This window comes from Streptomyces sp. DH10 (assembly GCF_029813805.1).
GTDB classification, from domain to species: Bacteria; Actinomycetota; Actinomycetes; order Streptomycetales; family Streptomycetaceae; genus Streptomyces; species Streptomyces coeruleofuscus.
Map to the genome: position 1 here is coordinate 223,120 of NZ_JARVKU010000002.1, position 15,000 is coordinate 238,119.

General features: G+C 66.5%; 14 protein-coding genes. 8 read left to right on the forward strand and 6 right to left on the reverse strand.

The genetic code is table 11. The annotated features are described in order from the left end of the window. Positions 1-20 precede the first annotated feature (20 nt). The 7 genes from QC385_RS04655 to QC385_RS04685 all read left to right on the forward strand — a co-directional run bounded on the left by QC385_RS04655 (position 21) and on the right by QC385_RS04685 (position 7,548). Positions 21-935: a WecB/TagA/CpsF family glycosyltransferase gene (locus tag QC385_RS04655; RefSeq protein WP_279539972.1), complete on the forward strand. Its 915-nt coding sequence runs from the start codon at positions 21-23 to the stop codon at positions 933-935. A gap of 44 nt (positions 936-979) precedes the next feature. Next, complete coding sequence (locus QC385_RS04660) at positions 980-2,134, forward strand: glycosyltransferase family 4 protein (RefSeq protein WP_279539973.1); 1,155 nt, start codon at positions 980-982, stop codon at positions 2,132-2,134. Next, positions 2,131-2,946 (forward strand): hypothetical protein, encoded by an 816-nt coding sequence (locus QC385_RS04665; RefSeq protein ID WP_279539974.1) that lies wholly within the window; start codon positions 2,131-2,133, stop codon positions 2,944-2,946. The genes QC385_RS04660 and QC385_RS04665 overlap by 4 nt, the downstream gene beginning before the upstream one ends. Positions 2,947-2,969: 23 nt before the next feature. Then, a complete protein-coding gene (locus tag QC385_RS04670) occupies positions 2,970-3,863 on the forward strand; it encodes a glycosyltransferase family 2 protein (protein WP_279539975.1) in 894 nt (297 codons plus the stop codon). Positions 3,864-4,008: 145 nt separating this feature from the next. Beyond that, positions 4,009-4,800: a class I SAM-dependent methyltransferase gene (locus tag QC385_RS04675; protein ID WP_279539976.1), complete on the forward strand. Its 792-nt coding sequence runs from the start codon at positions 4,009-4,011 to the stop codon at positions 4,798-4,800. A gap of 70 nt (positions 4,801-4,870) precedes the next feature. Then, positions 4,871-6,385 carry a lipopolysaccharide biosynthesis protein gene (locus QC385_RS04680; protein WP_279539977.1) on the forward strand — a complete coding sequence of 505 codons (1,515 nt, stop codon included), beginning with the start codon at positions 4,871-4,873 and terminating at the stop codon, positions 6,383-6,385. Then, on the forward strand, positions 6,376-7,548 hold the full coding sequence (locus tag QC385_RS04685) for a glycosyltransferase family 4 protein (RefSeq protein WP_279539978.1): 1,173 nt from the start codon (positions 6,376-6,378) through the stop codon (positions 7,546-7,548). Before QC385_RS04680 ends, QC385_RS04685 begins: the two co-directional genes overlap by 10 nt. Positions 7,549-7,633: 85 nt before the next feature. Here the strand turns inward: QC385_RS04685 and QC385_RS04690 are convergent, their stop codons facing one another. The 5 genes from QC385_RS04690 to QC385_RS04710 form a co-directional block, all read right to left on the reverse strand. Beyond that, positions 7,634-8,419 (reverse strand): TylF/MycF/NovP-related O-methyltransferase, encoded by a 786-nt coding sequence (locus tag QC385_RS04690; protein WP_279539979.1) that lies wholly within the window; start codon positions 8,417-8,419, stop codon positions 7,634-7,636. Between the two features lie 28 nt (positions 8,420-8,447). Continuing rightward, positions 8,448-9,281, reverse strand: a complete 834-nt coding sequence (locus QC385_RS04695; RefSeq protein ID WP_279539980.1) for an FkbM family methyltransferase — start codon at positions 9,279-9,281, stop codon at positions 8,448-8,450. A 109-nt stretch (positions 9,282-9,390) separates the two neighbouring features. Then, positions 9,391-10,830 carry an O-antigen ligase family protein gene (locus tag QC385_RS04700; protein WP_279539981.1) on the reverse strand — a complete coding sequence of 480 codons (1,440 nt, stop codon included), beginning with the start codon at positions 10,828-10,830 and terminating at the stop codon, positions 9,391-9,393. Between the two features lie 49 nt (positions 10,831-10,879). Further along, complete coding sequence (gene gmd / locus QC385_RS04705) at positions 10,880-11,911, reverse strand: GDP-mannose 4,6-dehydratase (RefSeq protein WP_279539982.1); 1,032 nt, start codon at positions 11,909-11,911, stop codon at positions 10,880-10,882. Between the two features lie 71 nt (positions 11,912-11,982). After that, on the reverse strand, positions 11,983-12,636 hold the full coding sequence (locus tag QC385_RS04710) for an SAM-dependent methyltransferase (protein ID WP_279539983.1): 654 nt from the start codon (positions 12,634-12,636) through the stop codon (positions 11,983-11,985). A gap of 194 nt (positions 12,637-12,830) precedes the next feature. On the opposite strand from QC385_RS04710, the gene QC385_RS04715 reads away from it, so the two are divergent. Then, positions 12,831-13,871: a GDP-L-fucose synthase family protein gene (locus tag QC385_RS04715; protein ID WP_279539984.1), complete on the forward strand. Its 1,041-nt coding sequence runs from the start codon at positions 12,831-12,833 to the stop codon at positions 13,869-13,871. Positions 13,872-14,156: 285 nt separating this feature from the next. On the opposite strand, the gene QC385_RS04720 is transcribed toward QC385_RS04715, so the two are convergent. Beyond that, the gene (locus tag QC385_RS04720; protein ID WP_279539985.1) at positions 14,157-14,660 is read right to left on the reverse strand and encodes a hypothetical protein; all 504 of its coding nucleotides are present in this window, start codon (positions 14,658-14,660) and stop codon (positions 14,157-14,159) included. Positions 14,661-15,000: the final 340 nt, after the last annotated feature.

The following is a 15,000-nucleotide window of genomic DNA, read 5'->3' on the forward strand; positions in this document are numbered from 1 at the left end:
CGAGCAGTCGAACGATGCCGGTGACCGCTCCCGTGGTCGAGTGCCTCGGTGTGCCCATCACCGCGCACACCCGCGACAGTGCGGCCCGCCATGTCGTGCACCTGGCCGGCCGGATGCGCGAGGCACGGCAGGGACTCACCGACGGACCCGGCGCCTCCGGCAGCCGGCCTGGCAGTGACGTTCACCTGTCCAACGCCTACACGCTCGCCCTCGCCGACCGGGACCCCGAACTGCGCGGCATCCTCCGATCAGCCTCCCTCAACCTCCCCGACGGGCAGCCGGTCGTGTGGGCCAACCGGCTGCTCTATCCCAGCACCGCCCTGCCGGGCACACGGGTCTACGGCCCCGACCTCCTCACGGACGTCTTCGCCCTGACCGAGCACACGGACCTGAACCACTACCTCCTCGGCTCCACGCCCCAGGTGCTCGACGCACTGGAGCGGGAGCTGCGGCGGCGCTACCCCGGGGCGCGGATCGTCGGCACCTGCTCCCCGCCCTTCCGGCCCCTGACCGTCCACGAACGGCGGCAGCAGGTGGAGCAGATCCGCTCCGCCGCGGCCGACATCGTCTGGGTCGGACTCGGCACGCCCAAGCAGGACCGCTGGGCCGCCGAACTGTGCGACGCACTGCCCGTGGTGGCCGTGGCCGTGGGCGCGGCCTTCGACTTCGTCGCCGGCAACAAGCCGCAGGCACCGCACTGGATGCGGCACAACGGCCTGGAATGGCTGTTCCGGCTCGGCTGCGAACCCCGCCGCCTGTGGCGCCGGTACCTGTTCGGCAACGCGCGCTTCGTCCACGGGGTGGTGCGCCAGGCGACACAGCCGGTGCGAGCGGACAGCGGTGCGGTGATCGGGGCACCCGATCGCCTGAATTCGGGCCGCCTCGCCCGCCGCGGCCGCAAGACTCCCGCCAGGGTTCCCGAGGTGCGGTCATGACGATCACTGCGGTGAGCCCTCGAGACACCCGGCGGCGCGTCGTCGTGGTGCAGCCCTACGTCCCCGGTTATCGGACATCGTTCTTCAATCACCTGCAGGAACGGCTGGACTCCGAGGGTGTTGCCCTGGAAGTGCTGTACGGGCTCGTACCGCCGCAGCAGGCGGCCCGGCGCGACGCCGCTCCCTGCGCCTGCGCGGTACAGGTACCTTCGCGACGGCTGCCCGCTCCCGGCGGACGGTCCCTTCTCTGGCGTCAGGTGACGGACCGGGCCGCTTCCGCCGATGTGGTGGTACTGGAGCAGGCGCTGCGGAATCTGGAGGCCTACCCGCTGCTGTTGCGCCAGATGGTCCGACGGGCCGGGGGGCACCCTCCGAGGATCGCGTTCTGGGGCCACGGCCGCACCTACACCAAGAAGACGAGCCGGCTCCAGGAGGTTGCCAAGGACACCCTCACGAGGCAGGCCGCCTGGTTCTTCGCCTACACGGAAGGGGGAGCCTCGTACGTCAGCTCGCGGGGCTTTCCCCGCGAAAGGATCACCGTCCTGCGCAACTCCGTGGACACCACGGAGCTGACCGTCACGCGTGACCGGGCGGACATCCAGGGCACGCCCGAACATGCCGCAGTCGCCGCGCTGCGCGAGCGCCACCGTCTCGAACCGGGACGAACCGCACTGTACGTAGGGGGACTTGACGCCCCCAAGCGAATCCCCTTCCTGCTCCAGTGCGCGCGGCGGGTCGCGGCCGGGCTGCCGGGCTTCAAGCTGCTGGTGGCGGGAGACGGTGTCGACCGGCCCCTGGTGGAAGCCGTCGCCTGCGCACCGGACAGCCCGGTGGTGGCTCTGGGTCACCGTGCCGGCCAGGACGTCGCACTGCTCGGAGCGGTATCGGACGTCATGCTGATGCCCGGGCGGGTGGGACTGTGCGCGGTGGACTCGTTTGCCCTCCGGACACCCATCGTCACCACCGACTGGCCATGGCACGCGCCCGAGTTCGAATACCTGGAGCACGGACGGAACGCCGTGGTCAGCCGAGACGATCCGCAGGCCTACGCGGTGGCAGTGCAGCGGGTGCTGAACGACCGTTCCCACCTGGAATCCCTGCGTGAAGCGTGCCGCAAGGACGCCGCCGACTACACGGCAGACGGCATGGCGGAGCGCTTCTGTGGCGGGTTGCTGCATATTCTCGGGAGAACTGTGTGAGCCGACCCGACGAATTTCACAGGCCGGCGAGCGAATCCATGAAGGGTGTCAGTGAAATGACGGTTCCGAGGTCGCCGGACAGACGGACGAATCCGCGCGCATACGGTGTCCTGCCCGTTCGGCTCCGGCGCTCGATCACCAAGCCCGTCCGCACCATGCGGCCATGGCTCTACGGGCCATGGCCCGCCGCCCTCAACGGGCAGCGATTCCGCCAGAACCTGTTCCGCTCCCTGGTACGCGAACTCCAGCCCCGGGCGGTCTTCGAATCCGGCACCTACTGCGGAGGGTCGACGCAGTTCCTGTGGCACCTGTCCGGTGCTCCCGTGTTCACCGTCGAAAAGAATCGCGGATTCGCGCGCTGCGCCGCGATGCGTTTCCGTGGAAATCCAGAGGTCCGGGTGCTCAACGAGGATTCCCGGGATGCTCTGCGCACGCTGCGTGACTCCGCCCGGTTTCCCCGGTCGCGCGTCCTGTTCTACCTGGACGCCCACTGGGAAAAGGATCTCCCCCTCCGGGAGGAAGTCGACATCATCACCAAGACGTGGACGGACTCGGTCATCGTCATCGACGACTTCAAGGTCCCCGACGACGACGGGTACGAATTCGACACCTACGGCGACCTGCAGCTGTCGATGGAGTATCTCGGGGACACCGTCGCGCCCTACGACACGTTCTGGCCGAACTGCCCGTCCGGCATGGAGAGCGGGCGTCGGCGCGGCTGTGTGGTGCTGGCCGCCCCGGGCGTCGCGCAGCAGGTGTCCGAACTCCCTGAAGTGCGTCGCGCCGATGCTCTCGCAGTACCCGAGCGGTGAGGCGTGGACCAGGAGGGAAGGCCATGGGGTGGACGGCGGCACCCGTGACGCGGGTGGTCGTGCTGATCGCCTGTCACAACCGTCGCGAGACCACGGTCCGGTGCCTGCGGTCGCTGATCGGGCAGGGCGGACCCGAGGTCTCGGTGCGTGTCGTGCTCACCGACGACGGCAGCACCGACGGCACCGCACGCGCTGCCCGCGAGGTATGGCCCGGCATCCATGTGCTCCAGGGCAGCGGCAGGCTGTACTGGGCAAAGGCGATGGCACTCGCGGCGTCGGCCGCGGGCGACTACGACTTCCTCCTCTGGCTCAACGACGACGTGACCTTGGACCCCGGAGCGCTGTCCGGCTTGCTCCGGACCCACGAGTCGCTTTCCGGTGCGGGCAAGGGCGACGTGATCGTCGTGGGGGCCCTGCGTGATCCGCACACCGGCGCGGTGACGTATTCGGGTGCCCACCGGCTCAGCCGGCTGCGCCCGGTGCACTTCACCACGGTCGCTCCGGCCGAAAGGCCGGTTCGAGCTGAGACCATGAACGGGAACCTGGTACTGATCCCCCGCTCCGTGGCCGAACGTGTCGGGCAGATCGACGCGGGCTTCAGCCATGGGCTGGCCGACTTCGACTACGGCCTGCGCGCCGGGCGCCTCGGATGTGCCGTCTGGGTCGCCCCCGGAACGCTGGGCACCTGTGCGCGCAACCCCACAGCGGGGAGCTGGACCGACCCCGCTCTGACCGTCCGGCAGCGGATGCGTCTGGCCTGCGCCCCGAAGGGCCTTCCACCGGGCAGCTGGTTGCGGTTCACGCGGCGGCACGCCGGCCCCGTATGGCCGCTGTACTGGCTCTCACCGTACGCGCGGCTCCTCGCCGGTGCGGCTCTCCTCCGAATGCGCGGTGGAGCGCGGGTCCTTGGCAGGTAGTTCCGATACAGCCCGGGAAAAACCGATCGCCATAAGGCCGGAAATCCCGACTTCATGTCCATGCGGCTCTGCGGCGCGTGCGACGGGTTCGTTCCATTGGCAAACTGATCCGGCGTGGGCTGCCACGCGCGGCGGAGGAGGAACCGTGACAAGCGGAGTGGATATGCAGCGCGCCGCGACTGCGGAGATCTGCAGCAACCGGGATGACTGGTCCTTCCATGTCACCAGCGATCCGCTGACTCGTTTCCTGCGCGATCGGCGCTTGCGGGTCGCTCTGCGCATGCTGCGCGTGCGGGGACTGCTCGATCCAGCAGGGCAGAGTGTTCTTGTCGTCTGCGGCGGTGTGGGCGGAGAAGGCGTCTTCCTCAGCCGTTGCGGCTTCACCGACGTCACTGTCAGCGATCTGTCCGAAGAGGCACTTGGAGTCTGCCGCACCCTGGATCCGAAGATCCGGACCATGCCTCTGAACGCGGAGAACATGGCCGAGATTCCCGACTCCAGTTACGACCTGGTATTGGTCCAGGACGGTCTGCACCATTTGCCGCGGCCGGTCCTGGGTTTCACGGAGATGCTACGGGTGGCACGGAAGGCCGTCATCGTGATCGAGCCGCACGACGGTCTGGTGGGAAGGCTCATCGGCACCGAGTGGGAGCGGCAAGGGGAATTCGTCAACTACGTCTTCCGGTGGAATCGCTCGCTGTTGAACCAGGCCACCCGAAGCTATCTGCTCTGCCCGCAGGCCGTCGTGCTGCTCCGCAGGCTGTGGGACCACAACCTCGCCGTCGGCAAGGTGGCCGGCCGCTTCCCGGAGCGTTGGCGCCTGACGGCGGCCAAGGCCGTCTACCAGGCGCTGCGGCCGGTGAACCGGCTCGGCAACATGATGGTCGCGGTGGTCGTGAAGTCGGACGGCGACCCGGCACACCGGAGCGGACGGTGAACCTCGCACACGAACCTCGCCCGGAACTGATTGCGATGTACGAGCCGGCCTGCCGGTCAGTTGTACCGCGATGATCCGAGGTGCGCCGCCCGAGAGGCCCACATCGAGAGCGACCAAAGGGCTGCGATGGACGCTTTTCGGGACGTTCGCAACGTTCGTAGCCCAGTTGGCGTACACCGCGGTGATGAGCCGGCTGCTCACACCGGGAGACTTCGGGTTGCTCGCGCTCGCCCTGTTCGTGCTCCGCTTCGTGAGCCACTTCGCGCAGGGAGGTCTGAGCTCGGCCATCGTGCAGCGTCCCGTACTGGAAGCACGTGACCTCCGGGCGACTTTCACCCTCAGTATCACAACCGGACTCGTCGCCTATGCGGTGCTCTGGCTGCTGGCGCCGTACGCCGTCGCGATCCTGGGCGCTCCCCCGGGGCTGACATCCGTGTGCCGAGCACTGGGGCTCACCTTGGTGATCTCCGCCGTGGGCTCGACCGCCACCGGGCTCCTCCGCAGATCCATGCGCTACCGGACCATCGCCCTGATCGAGCTCGGCTCCTATGTGGCCGGGTACTGCGGTATCGGCCTCCTGTCCGCGCTGACGGGGAGTGGGATCTGGAGCCTGGTGTACGCGGTCATCGGCCAGTCCGCACTGATGACGCTCGGGAGTTACACGTTCGCGAGGCACGACCTTCGACTGCTGGTCGCCGGCGTTCCGATGAGGAAGATGTCATCGTTCGGCGCGAAAGTGTCACTCGTGGGATTTCTTGAGTTCCTGACGATCGGCATCGACAACCTCCTTGTCGGCAGGTATGCGGGCATTGAGGCGCTGGGGCAGTACAACCGGGCCATGCTGATCGCAGTGCTGCCGCTGCAACAAATCGGCACGGCGGTCGGGAAGGTGCTCTTCCCGATCTACAGCCGTATGCAACTCGACCATGAGCGGCTCAGGAACGCGTACCTCGACAGTATGGCGATGTCCACTCTTCTCTTTCTGCCGATGGCGGCCGCCATCGGTGCCGGCGCCAGCAATTTCGTGCTCGTTCTGCTGGGTGGAGGCTGGCAGTTGGCCGCCCAGCTCGTTCCCGTTCTGGCGGCGGCGGCGGCGCTGCATGTCGTCGTGTATTTCCCGGCATCGATGGCGGAGGCGATCGGAAAAGTACCGATGAAGGCGTTGATCGAATGTCTGCATCTGGCAACCCTGTTGCTGGGTGCCGGTCTGGTGGTGGTTTGCGATGGCGGACTCCTCGGCTTGGTCACCGCCGTGCTGGCGGGCCGCCTTCTCCAACACACCCTGTACCTGTTGTGGATGGACCGGGTGATTCCGAGATCTCTGCGGCAGGTACTGAAGGTCTATGCGCAGTCCGTCGCTGTCGCGGTGGCCGTCGGGCTGGCCGTTGCCGGTGTCGGCCGTGCGATCGGGGAGTTCGCGCCCGCGCCGGTGACGCTGATCGCCCAGGCCGCCACGATGGGACTCGCGGGCGTCTCGGTTGTCCTCTGGGGCGGTTGTCTCGACGGTATCCGGGTCGCACGAGAGCGTGCACTGATCCCGACATCACTCGTGACAAGGACCAGGAAGGCTGCCGCATGCGAGTAGCGATCGCCGCACCCATCGACCTCCGGCACTTGTCGCGGATGCTCGACCCAGCCCTCGAAAGCACCGTTCCCGAGGGGATGGTGGCGCCGGTGGCCACTTCATTGGCTGTGGAGCTGTGCCGCAGCGACCACGAGATCACGGTCGTCACACTCAGCCCTGACGTGACGGTCCCGGTGCAGCGGCGTATCGGGGCCGCGCGTGTTCTGGTCGGTCCTTATCGTGCGCGGCACCGCGCCAGGGACGCGTTCCGGCACGAGCGGAACACGGTGCGGGAGCTGCTGGATTCAGTGGACACCGATGTGGTCCACGCCCACTGGACGTACGAGTTCGGACTGGGTGCGCTCGCGAGCAGGCACCCCTGCCTCATCAGCGTGCACGACTGGGCCCCGGCGATTCTGCGTCATCAGCCCGACCCCTATCGGTTGGTCAGGCTACTGATGCAGGTTCGTTGCTTGGGAAAGACACGGGAACTCGCCGCGGTCTCGCCCTATATTCAGGACCGGCTCCGGGGCATCGGCCGACGTTCTGCATATCTCCTGCCCAACGGGCTTCCCGCCACGTTCTTCGCGAACAGTCCGCCGATGCGCGACGTACCGGTACGTCGAATCCTCTCGGTGAACTCATACTTTTCTCCGCTGAAGAACGTGGGCGTCTTGCTTCGATCCTTTCAGACGGTTCGCGAACAGCTTGGTGATGTCGAACTGATTCTGGTGGGCCCGGATTTTCAGGCAGGCGGCCCGGCAGAGACCTGGGCACGCGCGCGTGGTCTTGCCGTCGGAACCGTATTCGCTGGGCCCTTGCGGACCGAGGACGTCCGCAGGGCCATGGACCGTGCTGACATCTTCGTGGCTCCCACGCTGGAGGAATCATTCGGCATGGCGGTCCTCGAAGCCATGGCGCGAGGGCTGCCGATCGTGGCGGGCCGCACCTCAGGCGCGGTCCCGTGGCTGCTCGGCTTCGGCACCGCGGGAGATCTGGTCGACGTCCGAAAACCGCATCAGGTCGCTGCCGCCATTGTCCGCATGGCTCGCGACCCCGAGCGCAGAATGCTGCTGAGCGGCCAAGCGCTGCGTCGTGCCCGACGGTTCGCGTGGCCCAGCCTGGTGCGCTCCTACGAAGCCCGGTACCGCCGTGTCGCCACGGCCGGCGGCGGGCACCGCTGATTCATGGACGCGGCCAGGTACCGGCCCTCACCGCTGGACAAGCCGATCGACGCCCTGGACCGCCTCGGCAGACACCACGTTCGGCCTACCGTCGTACCAGGGCGCAGAAGTGGCCCGCGCTCTCAGGGCCGACAACCAATTCGTAGCGATCGTCCTCGGCGAGAAAGTCTCGGACGGCCTGTTCCGGGCCGGAGGAGAAGTATCGGTAGTCGTCGACCATCAGGACGGAACCAGGCCGCGTCTTCGGCCCGAGCAGCCGCAGGCCCGTCAGGATGGGCTTGTACAGGTCGAAGTCGAGATATCCGAACGCCACGACGTCCGGCAGTTCTTGAACGTCTGGGGTGATGAAGCCGGCGACGATGTGGGTGCGCTCGGTGGGGAAACCCACCGAGGCGAGATGCTGCCGGACAAGCTGCTGTGGGAACGACATCGCGGACTCGTAGCTGTCCATCGATCCCCGGTTTTCGATGTCGTCGATGAGTCTGTCTTCTGCGGTGGGACGCGACAGGCCCTGAAACGAGTCATACAGCCACAAGTGCCTCACGTCATCCAGGATTTCGTTTGCCAGCAGCGCCGAGGTGGCGCCCTGAGCGACGCCCATCTCGACGACATCGCCTTCACCACTGTCCCGCGCCGACTGCAGCCAGTGCAGAAGGAACATCGCCTCACCGATCTCCGTCCCGACAAGCTTCGTGAGCAGTGGGAGCCGGCCTTCCCGGTCCCGCAGGTCAGGAAAGACGCGCTCGACGTAGACGTCATACAGGCTCTGCACCGCGCGGGCGTATCGCCTTCGGCCGGCCTCTTCCTCCCCCATCGTGATCACGCGAGCCCCGGCAACGCCGAGGAAGCGGTCGAGAGTGGATCGTGTCACTGTCCTTACATTGGGCATGGTAACGACTCTATACATCAAGAATCGGGTGACCCAGTCCCCTGCTTGGCGAGTTGTGGGCCGAATTCGACCCCTCCGCTGCATCCGCGCGACCTGATTCCGACTGAAGAGAATCATGAATCCTGTCGCGGAAGAGCATGACATCGCATTGGAGCATCTGACCTGTTCTTCGATCTGCAAAGCCAGGCACCACACCCATCAGTGTCAGGCCATATCGGCGTTGGGCAAGGTCAAGTGCCTCGGCCAACTGCAGGCCACCTTCGTACAGAGGAACACAGGAGACCTCCATCTGGAGTCCGACGCAATCGTGGATACGGTCTCCGGCCCCGCGCAGGACTGCCTCCTCGTATCCCTGCACATCGAGCTTGAGGAAGACACGGTCTCCCGGGCGCGTCACCTCGGGCCACAGTGCCTCCAGACGACGCTGCGTGATCTCCTGCCGGTCCACATAGCCAGATTCCGGACAGGCATCGAGGTGTTTCGGGAGCATCGGCAGGATGGAACTGCTCGCCGCGTCATTTCCGGACACGTTGATGACGACAGTTGCATCCTCGTGGCCCAGCGCGTAGGGGAACACTGTCCACAGCGCATCCGTGGCCGCACGGCGGTGCAGGGTCTCCAGCGGTCTGCTCAGTGGTTCGAAAGAGACGATGCGCCCCCGGTACCCGAATCGACGGAGCATGGCCCCGTACTGTCCGCGGTTGGCCCCCACATCGATGACCACATCGATGTCGAAGTGGGACAGCAATTGCACAAGGCGGTTCTCAAGAGAACCCGCGGGGAACCGACTCACATCGATACCGAAGTGCTGAGCAATCGTACGGGCTCGTCGAAGCAGGGTCACCCCGACATTGTGGCTCTTATCTCCGTAAGTCCGTGGAACGCGGGCTCGCGCGTCGCCATGGCAGCCGGAGGCACGGTGGAACGTGAACACTCCGTTGTGGCCGGCCCTCTCAGGCGGGCGCGTGACTGACGGGAGCACGACACGCAGCTGCGCTCATTCGCCGGGCAGAGCCGTCGGTCCCGGAGGTGGCCGGTGCGGACGACAAGGATGCCTCATCACCTGGCGGTCGATGTTCCTGGGCCGAGAGCAGGAGGGCCCAGTTGAGAGCCAGGAGCATCAAGTTGCACGAGAGGCCGCCCAATCTCTCCATCGGAGACTCGGTAAGGCAGCGGATCAGAATCATCACCTGGAGAGCGAGCAGCAACCCCCCAGTTTCTCGGGAGAGTCGCTTACTGTGCACCAGCATGACCGAAAGAAATGAAATGAGTCCGATGAAGCCAATGATTCCATAGGCTCCCAGTGTCTGGAGCGCTTGATTGTGCGCTTGCCCTACCCAGAAGAGAGACGGGTCGCGCATGACCTCCATGCGGTAATCAATGGAGAAGAGAGTTGGGCCGTACCCGGTCAGCGGATTCTGCCGAAGCTCCGCCATGGCGTAGTTCCAAGCCAGCGTGCGCCCGTTCAGCGTGCCGATCTCACCGTCAATCATCGGGCCGGCGAGGAGCATCTGCGTCTTGTTGTCCATGAGAAGCGCCGCAGCGAGCAAGGAAACGCAGCTCATGAACAACGCGAACTTGGGAATGCCGTGTCGTTGACGTGCATGAACTCGCTGGAAGTACAGCAACGCAATGAGGCAGATCCAGGCTGTGCGCGACTGGGTCAGGAGAAGAACGGCACCAGCAGCAAGTGCGTGAAAAACCCACCCGCGCAGCCGGAACAGGGGGTGCACCTCCAGGGCCAGGGAAATTGCAGCCACCGGCCCCAGGAGGTTCGGGTGCGTCGTAAATCCAATAAGCCTCCCGACGCCGAGTCCCAGATAATCTCTGTAGATCCCCAAGTGCGCCGCGCTGGTGAGTTGCTCAAAAGCCCAATCGGGGGCAACGATGATCGACAGTAGACTTCCCCATGCGTAGATTCGGGCGATTCGCCGGACGTCGGAAATTGTGCGCTTTAGTGGCAGCGGCCGCCCCAGGCAGAATGCCGCGAGCACGAGGGGAGCTGTCAGGAGTTCTTGCCAGGAGCTGCTGAATGCATCAAGAGCTGCCGAGATGATCGGCCCTGCGAAAAACAGAAGCCCGCCGACCAGCAGAACTCCGCGATTTCGATTCAGGAAACCGTTCCGCCATGATGTGAGAATCGTGATGATCGAAAGTGCGACGAGTGTTGCTGTGAGCGATTGCGCCGCAGTCAATCGCCATCCGATATACGGATTCATCTCTGCGGTGATGTCCCGTGAGGCGTCACGCCGCACAAGGAGGGAATTTACCGCCGGTCCAATTCCTGCCAGATACAGCAGCATACGCTTGGAAATCCCGCCGACGCCGTCCAAAATTCCCTCCGCATGGTAGGAGCAGGTCAATGATGTGCGGCGCGGAATAATGAAACGCATAACCCCGCATGCTGCTGGAACCGGACCGATGAGTGATCCGCAGAGTGTCCTACTGCTTGGCCAGCTCTCGGAACGAATGGCTCCGGCCCGACGCGTTTGGCAGCGGAAGGGCACTCAGCTCGGCGTCGACCATGACGCGGGCCAGTTCCGGGGCTCGCACCGTCGGGCGCCACCCCAGCACCCGCTCGGCCTTCGATGCGTCTCCGACAAGGTCGTCCACCTCGGTCGGCCGCAGGTATCGCTCGTCGAACCGCACATGGTCGCGCCAGTCGAGGCCGACATGGGAGAAGCACTGCTCGACGAAGTCGCGCACGCTGTAGCTGACGCCGGTGGCGACCACGTAGTCGTCCGGTTCGTCCTGTTGCAGCATCCGCCACATGGCCTCGACGTATTCCGCCGCGTACCCCCAGTCCCGCCGGGCGTCGAGGTTGCCCAGGTAGACGACGTCCTCCAGGCCGGCCTTGATGCGTGCGGCGGCCGTGGCCACCTTGCGGGTGACGAAGGTCGGGCCGCGGCGAGGGGACTCGTGGTTGAACAGGATGCCGTTGACCGCGTACATCCCGTACGCCTCCCGGTAGTTGCGCGTCGCCCAGTACGCGTACACCTTGGCGACACCGTACGGGGAGCGGGGGTGGAAGGGGGTGCCCTCGTGCTGGGGCGGCGGGGATGCACCGAACATCTCGGAGCTGGACGCCTGGTAGAACCGGCAGGGCAGGCCCGTCGTCCTGATCGCCTCCAGCAACCGCGTGGTGCCCAGCCCGGTGGCGTCCCCGGTGAACTCGGGCTCGTCGAACGAGACCCGCACATGGGACTGGGCGGCCAGATGGTAGACCTCGTCGGGGCGCAGCCGCTCCAACAGCCCCGCGATCCGGGTTCCGTCGGTCAGGTCGCCGTAGTGCAGGAAGAGACGCGCCCCCGGGTCGTGCGGATCCCGGTAGAGATGGTCGATGCGCTGGGTGTTGAAGGTCGAGGCGCGGCGGACGATTCCGTGCACCACGTACCCCTTCTCCAGCAGCAGTTCTGCGAGGTAGGAGCCGTCCTGGCCGGTGATGCCGGTGATGAGCGCGGTCTTGTCCGTCACGCGGATTCCTTTGCTGGGCTGTGGGGGCGGGGCAACGCACCTGAGCGAGGGAGGGAGGCGGCGGGCACGGATCACTTTCTGGCGACCAGTGACTTGGGAAGTCCGGCGAAGCGTTCGAACCAGATGGTGGAAGCGGGGAAGTAGGACCGCATCTCGGCCGCGGACAGCAGCTCGACCTCCTGGACGTCCCGGGTGGCCTGCGCACGCCCCGCGCGGGGGACGTGTCCGTGCCCCCAGCGCCGGGAGACGGCGACGCGGGCTGGGAACGGGAGCCATTGCAGCCCTGGGAACAGCCAGTGGGGTTCGACCGGGAAGTAGCGGTAGGGGGTCTGGACCCAGTGGTGGTCCGCGTGGCTGTGCACCGTGTCGGCGAACTGCTTCCGCCGGTGGTGCCCTCCCACGTGCTCCAGGACGGAGTTCGAGTACACCAGGTCGAATCGCCGGGTGACCATGTGCACCGGCAGCGAGAGGCCGCACGCGTCCGCGACGACCGGCGTGATTCCGGACTCGGCATGCCGGGCCGTGCGCGGGTCGAGATTGACGGTCACCACGTGGGCCGGCCGAACGGGTGCCACACGCCAGGCGGCCGGGGTGCCGCCGAGGTCCAGAACGTGCATCTCGGCCAGGTCGGGAAAGCACCGCAGCAGTTCGTCCCAGCGCTTGGCCCGAGCCGAGTGGGCAAGGGTCCCGGGCCTCGTGGGGTCGGCGATCTTCGTCTTCAGCATGCTGCTCCCTCTCGGCCCGAACTCCGGCACCGGCAAGAATACGGAAATCGGCGCTATCATCCGCCTCATCACGTTGTGTCGTGTTTTCAGGGGTTGTGGACAGTTTCCATTTGGCTCATAGGCGTTCCGTCCCCAGGGCTGCGCGGAGTCGGCGGCTCCTGACACACCGCCCGCGAAGGAGGGCATCGAGGCCCATGACCGCCTGTACTGATACCGGTGCCACGGTTCCGGCCGCCTCCGGGGCGAACGCCCCTGCCCCGGTGCCGGACGACAGGGTGCACCGCCCCCTCGACCGCTCGGCGCGCGTGTTCGTGGCCGGGGGCTCCGGGCTGGTCGGTTCGGCGGTGCGAAGGGAACTGCGCCATGAGGGGTTCACCGATGTGGTCGCACCCGGCTCGGCGGAACTGGACCTGAGGGAGCGGAGGGCGGTGTTCGACTGGTTCGCGGCCAGGCGCCCGGACGTGGTGGTACTGGCCGCGGCTCGGGTGGGCGGGATCAAGGCGAACGCCACCCGGCCCGCCGAGTTCCTCTCCGACAACCTGCGCATCCAGGTGAACACGCTGGACGCGGCTTTGGAGCACGGCGTGGAGCGGCTGCTGTTCCTGGGGTCCAGTTGCATCTACCCGAAGTTCGCCGAGCAGCCGATCCGCGAGGAAGCGCTGCTGACGGGACCTCTGGAGCCGACCAACGACGCCTACGCCATCGCCAAGATCGCCGGCATCCTGCACGTGCGGGCGGTACGACGCCAGTACGGGCTGCCCTGGATCTCCGCCATGCCGACCAACCTGTACGGGCCGGGGGACAACTTCCACCCCGAGCATTCCCACGTGCTGCCGTCCCTGATCCGGCGCTTCCACGAGGCGAAGAAGTCGGGTGCGCGACGGGTGGTGAACTGGGGCAGCGGCACGCCTCGTCGGGAGTTCCTCCATGTGGACGATCTGGCACGGGCGTGTCTGCACCTGATCGAGCACTACGACGCGGACAGTCCGGTCAACGTCGGCACCGGCACGGACCTGACCATCCGGGAGCTGGCGGAGCTCGTCGCGGACATCGCAGGGTATCGGGGGAGCGTCGAGTGGGACTCGAAGCAGCCGGACGGCACTCCCCGCAAACTCCTTGACGTGTCCCGTCTCACCGGGCTCGGCTGGGCTCCTCGCGTCGGCCTGCGGGAAGGCATTGCCCGGACCTACGCCTGGTACGTGGAAAACCTCCAGTCCGGCACGCTGCGGAACTGACGGTCTGCGGCGGCCGGACCCGGAGCCGAGGGCGAATCGCCGGCGGCGCCGGTCCTCCTGCGGCGCACGGGTCGTCCTGGCCGGCGTGTGGTGAGGGGCAGCGGCCCCGTCCAGCCTCGGGAGGGTGAGAACGAGCGCCTTCCCGCAGAGCCCTGCTTCGGGCGGTCAAAGACCGCGGCGGCCGACAGCGGGACTCCGACGGCGACCTGAGTGGCAGCGCCGGAAGACCCGCTGTCGGCCGCCGGTGTCGCACGGGCTTCGCAACGGTCGGATCGAGAGGGGTGGTCAGTTGTGCTGGCGTCTCCGCACGGCCACCATCGTGCCGGCCCCGAGCGTCAGCAGCGCCGCCGTTCCGCCCAGCATGACGAGCGAGCGGTCCTCACCGGTGTCGGCAAGGTGAGGCTTGTGCGGGCGTACGAAGATCTTTGCCTTCAAGGACAGTTTCGACTCCACGCCCTTGAGGCGGAAGATGTGCTTGCCCGGGTCCGTCCACTTGGGGATGGTGACGGTGCCCTCCACCGTGCCGTTCGCGTCGGCGGTGAAGCGGCCCAGCTTGACCGGCTTCGAGAACAGGACTGCGGTTACACCCTCGTTCGGATCGAACCCGGTCCCTGTGAAGCCGAGGTCGTCTCCTGCGACGACGGTGGTGGCGGTGAGGGTCAGGCCCGGAGGGTCGGGCGGATAGGGCTGGGCGTGGGCAGGTTGGGCCCCGATGACTGGAACTGCGGCCAGGACAGCGGAGGCTGCCGCGGTCGCGAAAGCGGCACGACACTTCGATGACGCCGTCATCGCAATCACGCTCCTCAAGTGGATATAGGCGACGGCATGGTCCGACCCCGAGTACGGTATGTGCATAATTAGCCCTGAACATGGCTTGTTAAGCGGCTTGGGGGGAGGTGGCGCCTTTTGGCGTATGCGGATCACCGGATTGGCCGCCGGTCACCCGGATTCGAGGACTCTAGTTGCCCGATATGTGCTATTCGGTTGGTCGGCCCCTGGCGGCCGCCCCGACCGGCGAGGCCGTGATCCGACACGTGTCGCTCTCTCGGGGGCGCTGATGTCGCGCGGCGGAGACGTCGAGGACGGACCCGCGCCACACGTTCTGATCTCCTCTTCCTCTCTTCCTGGA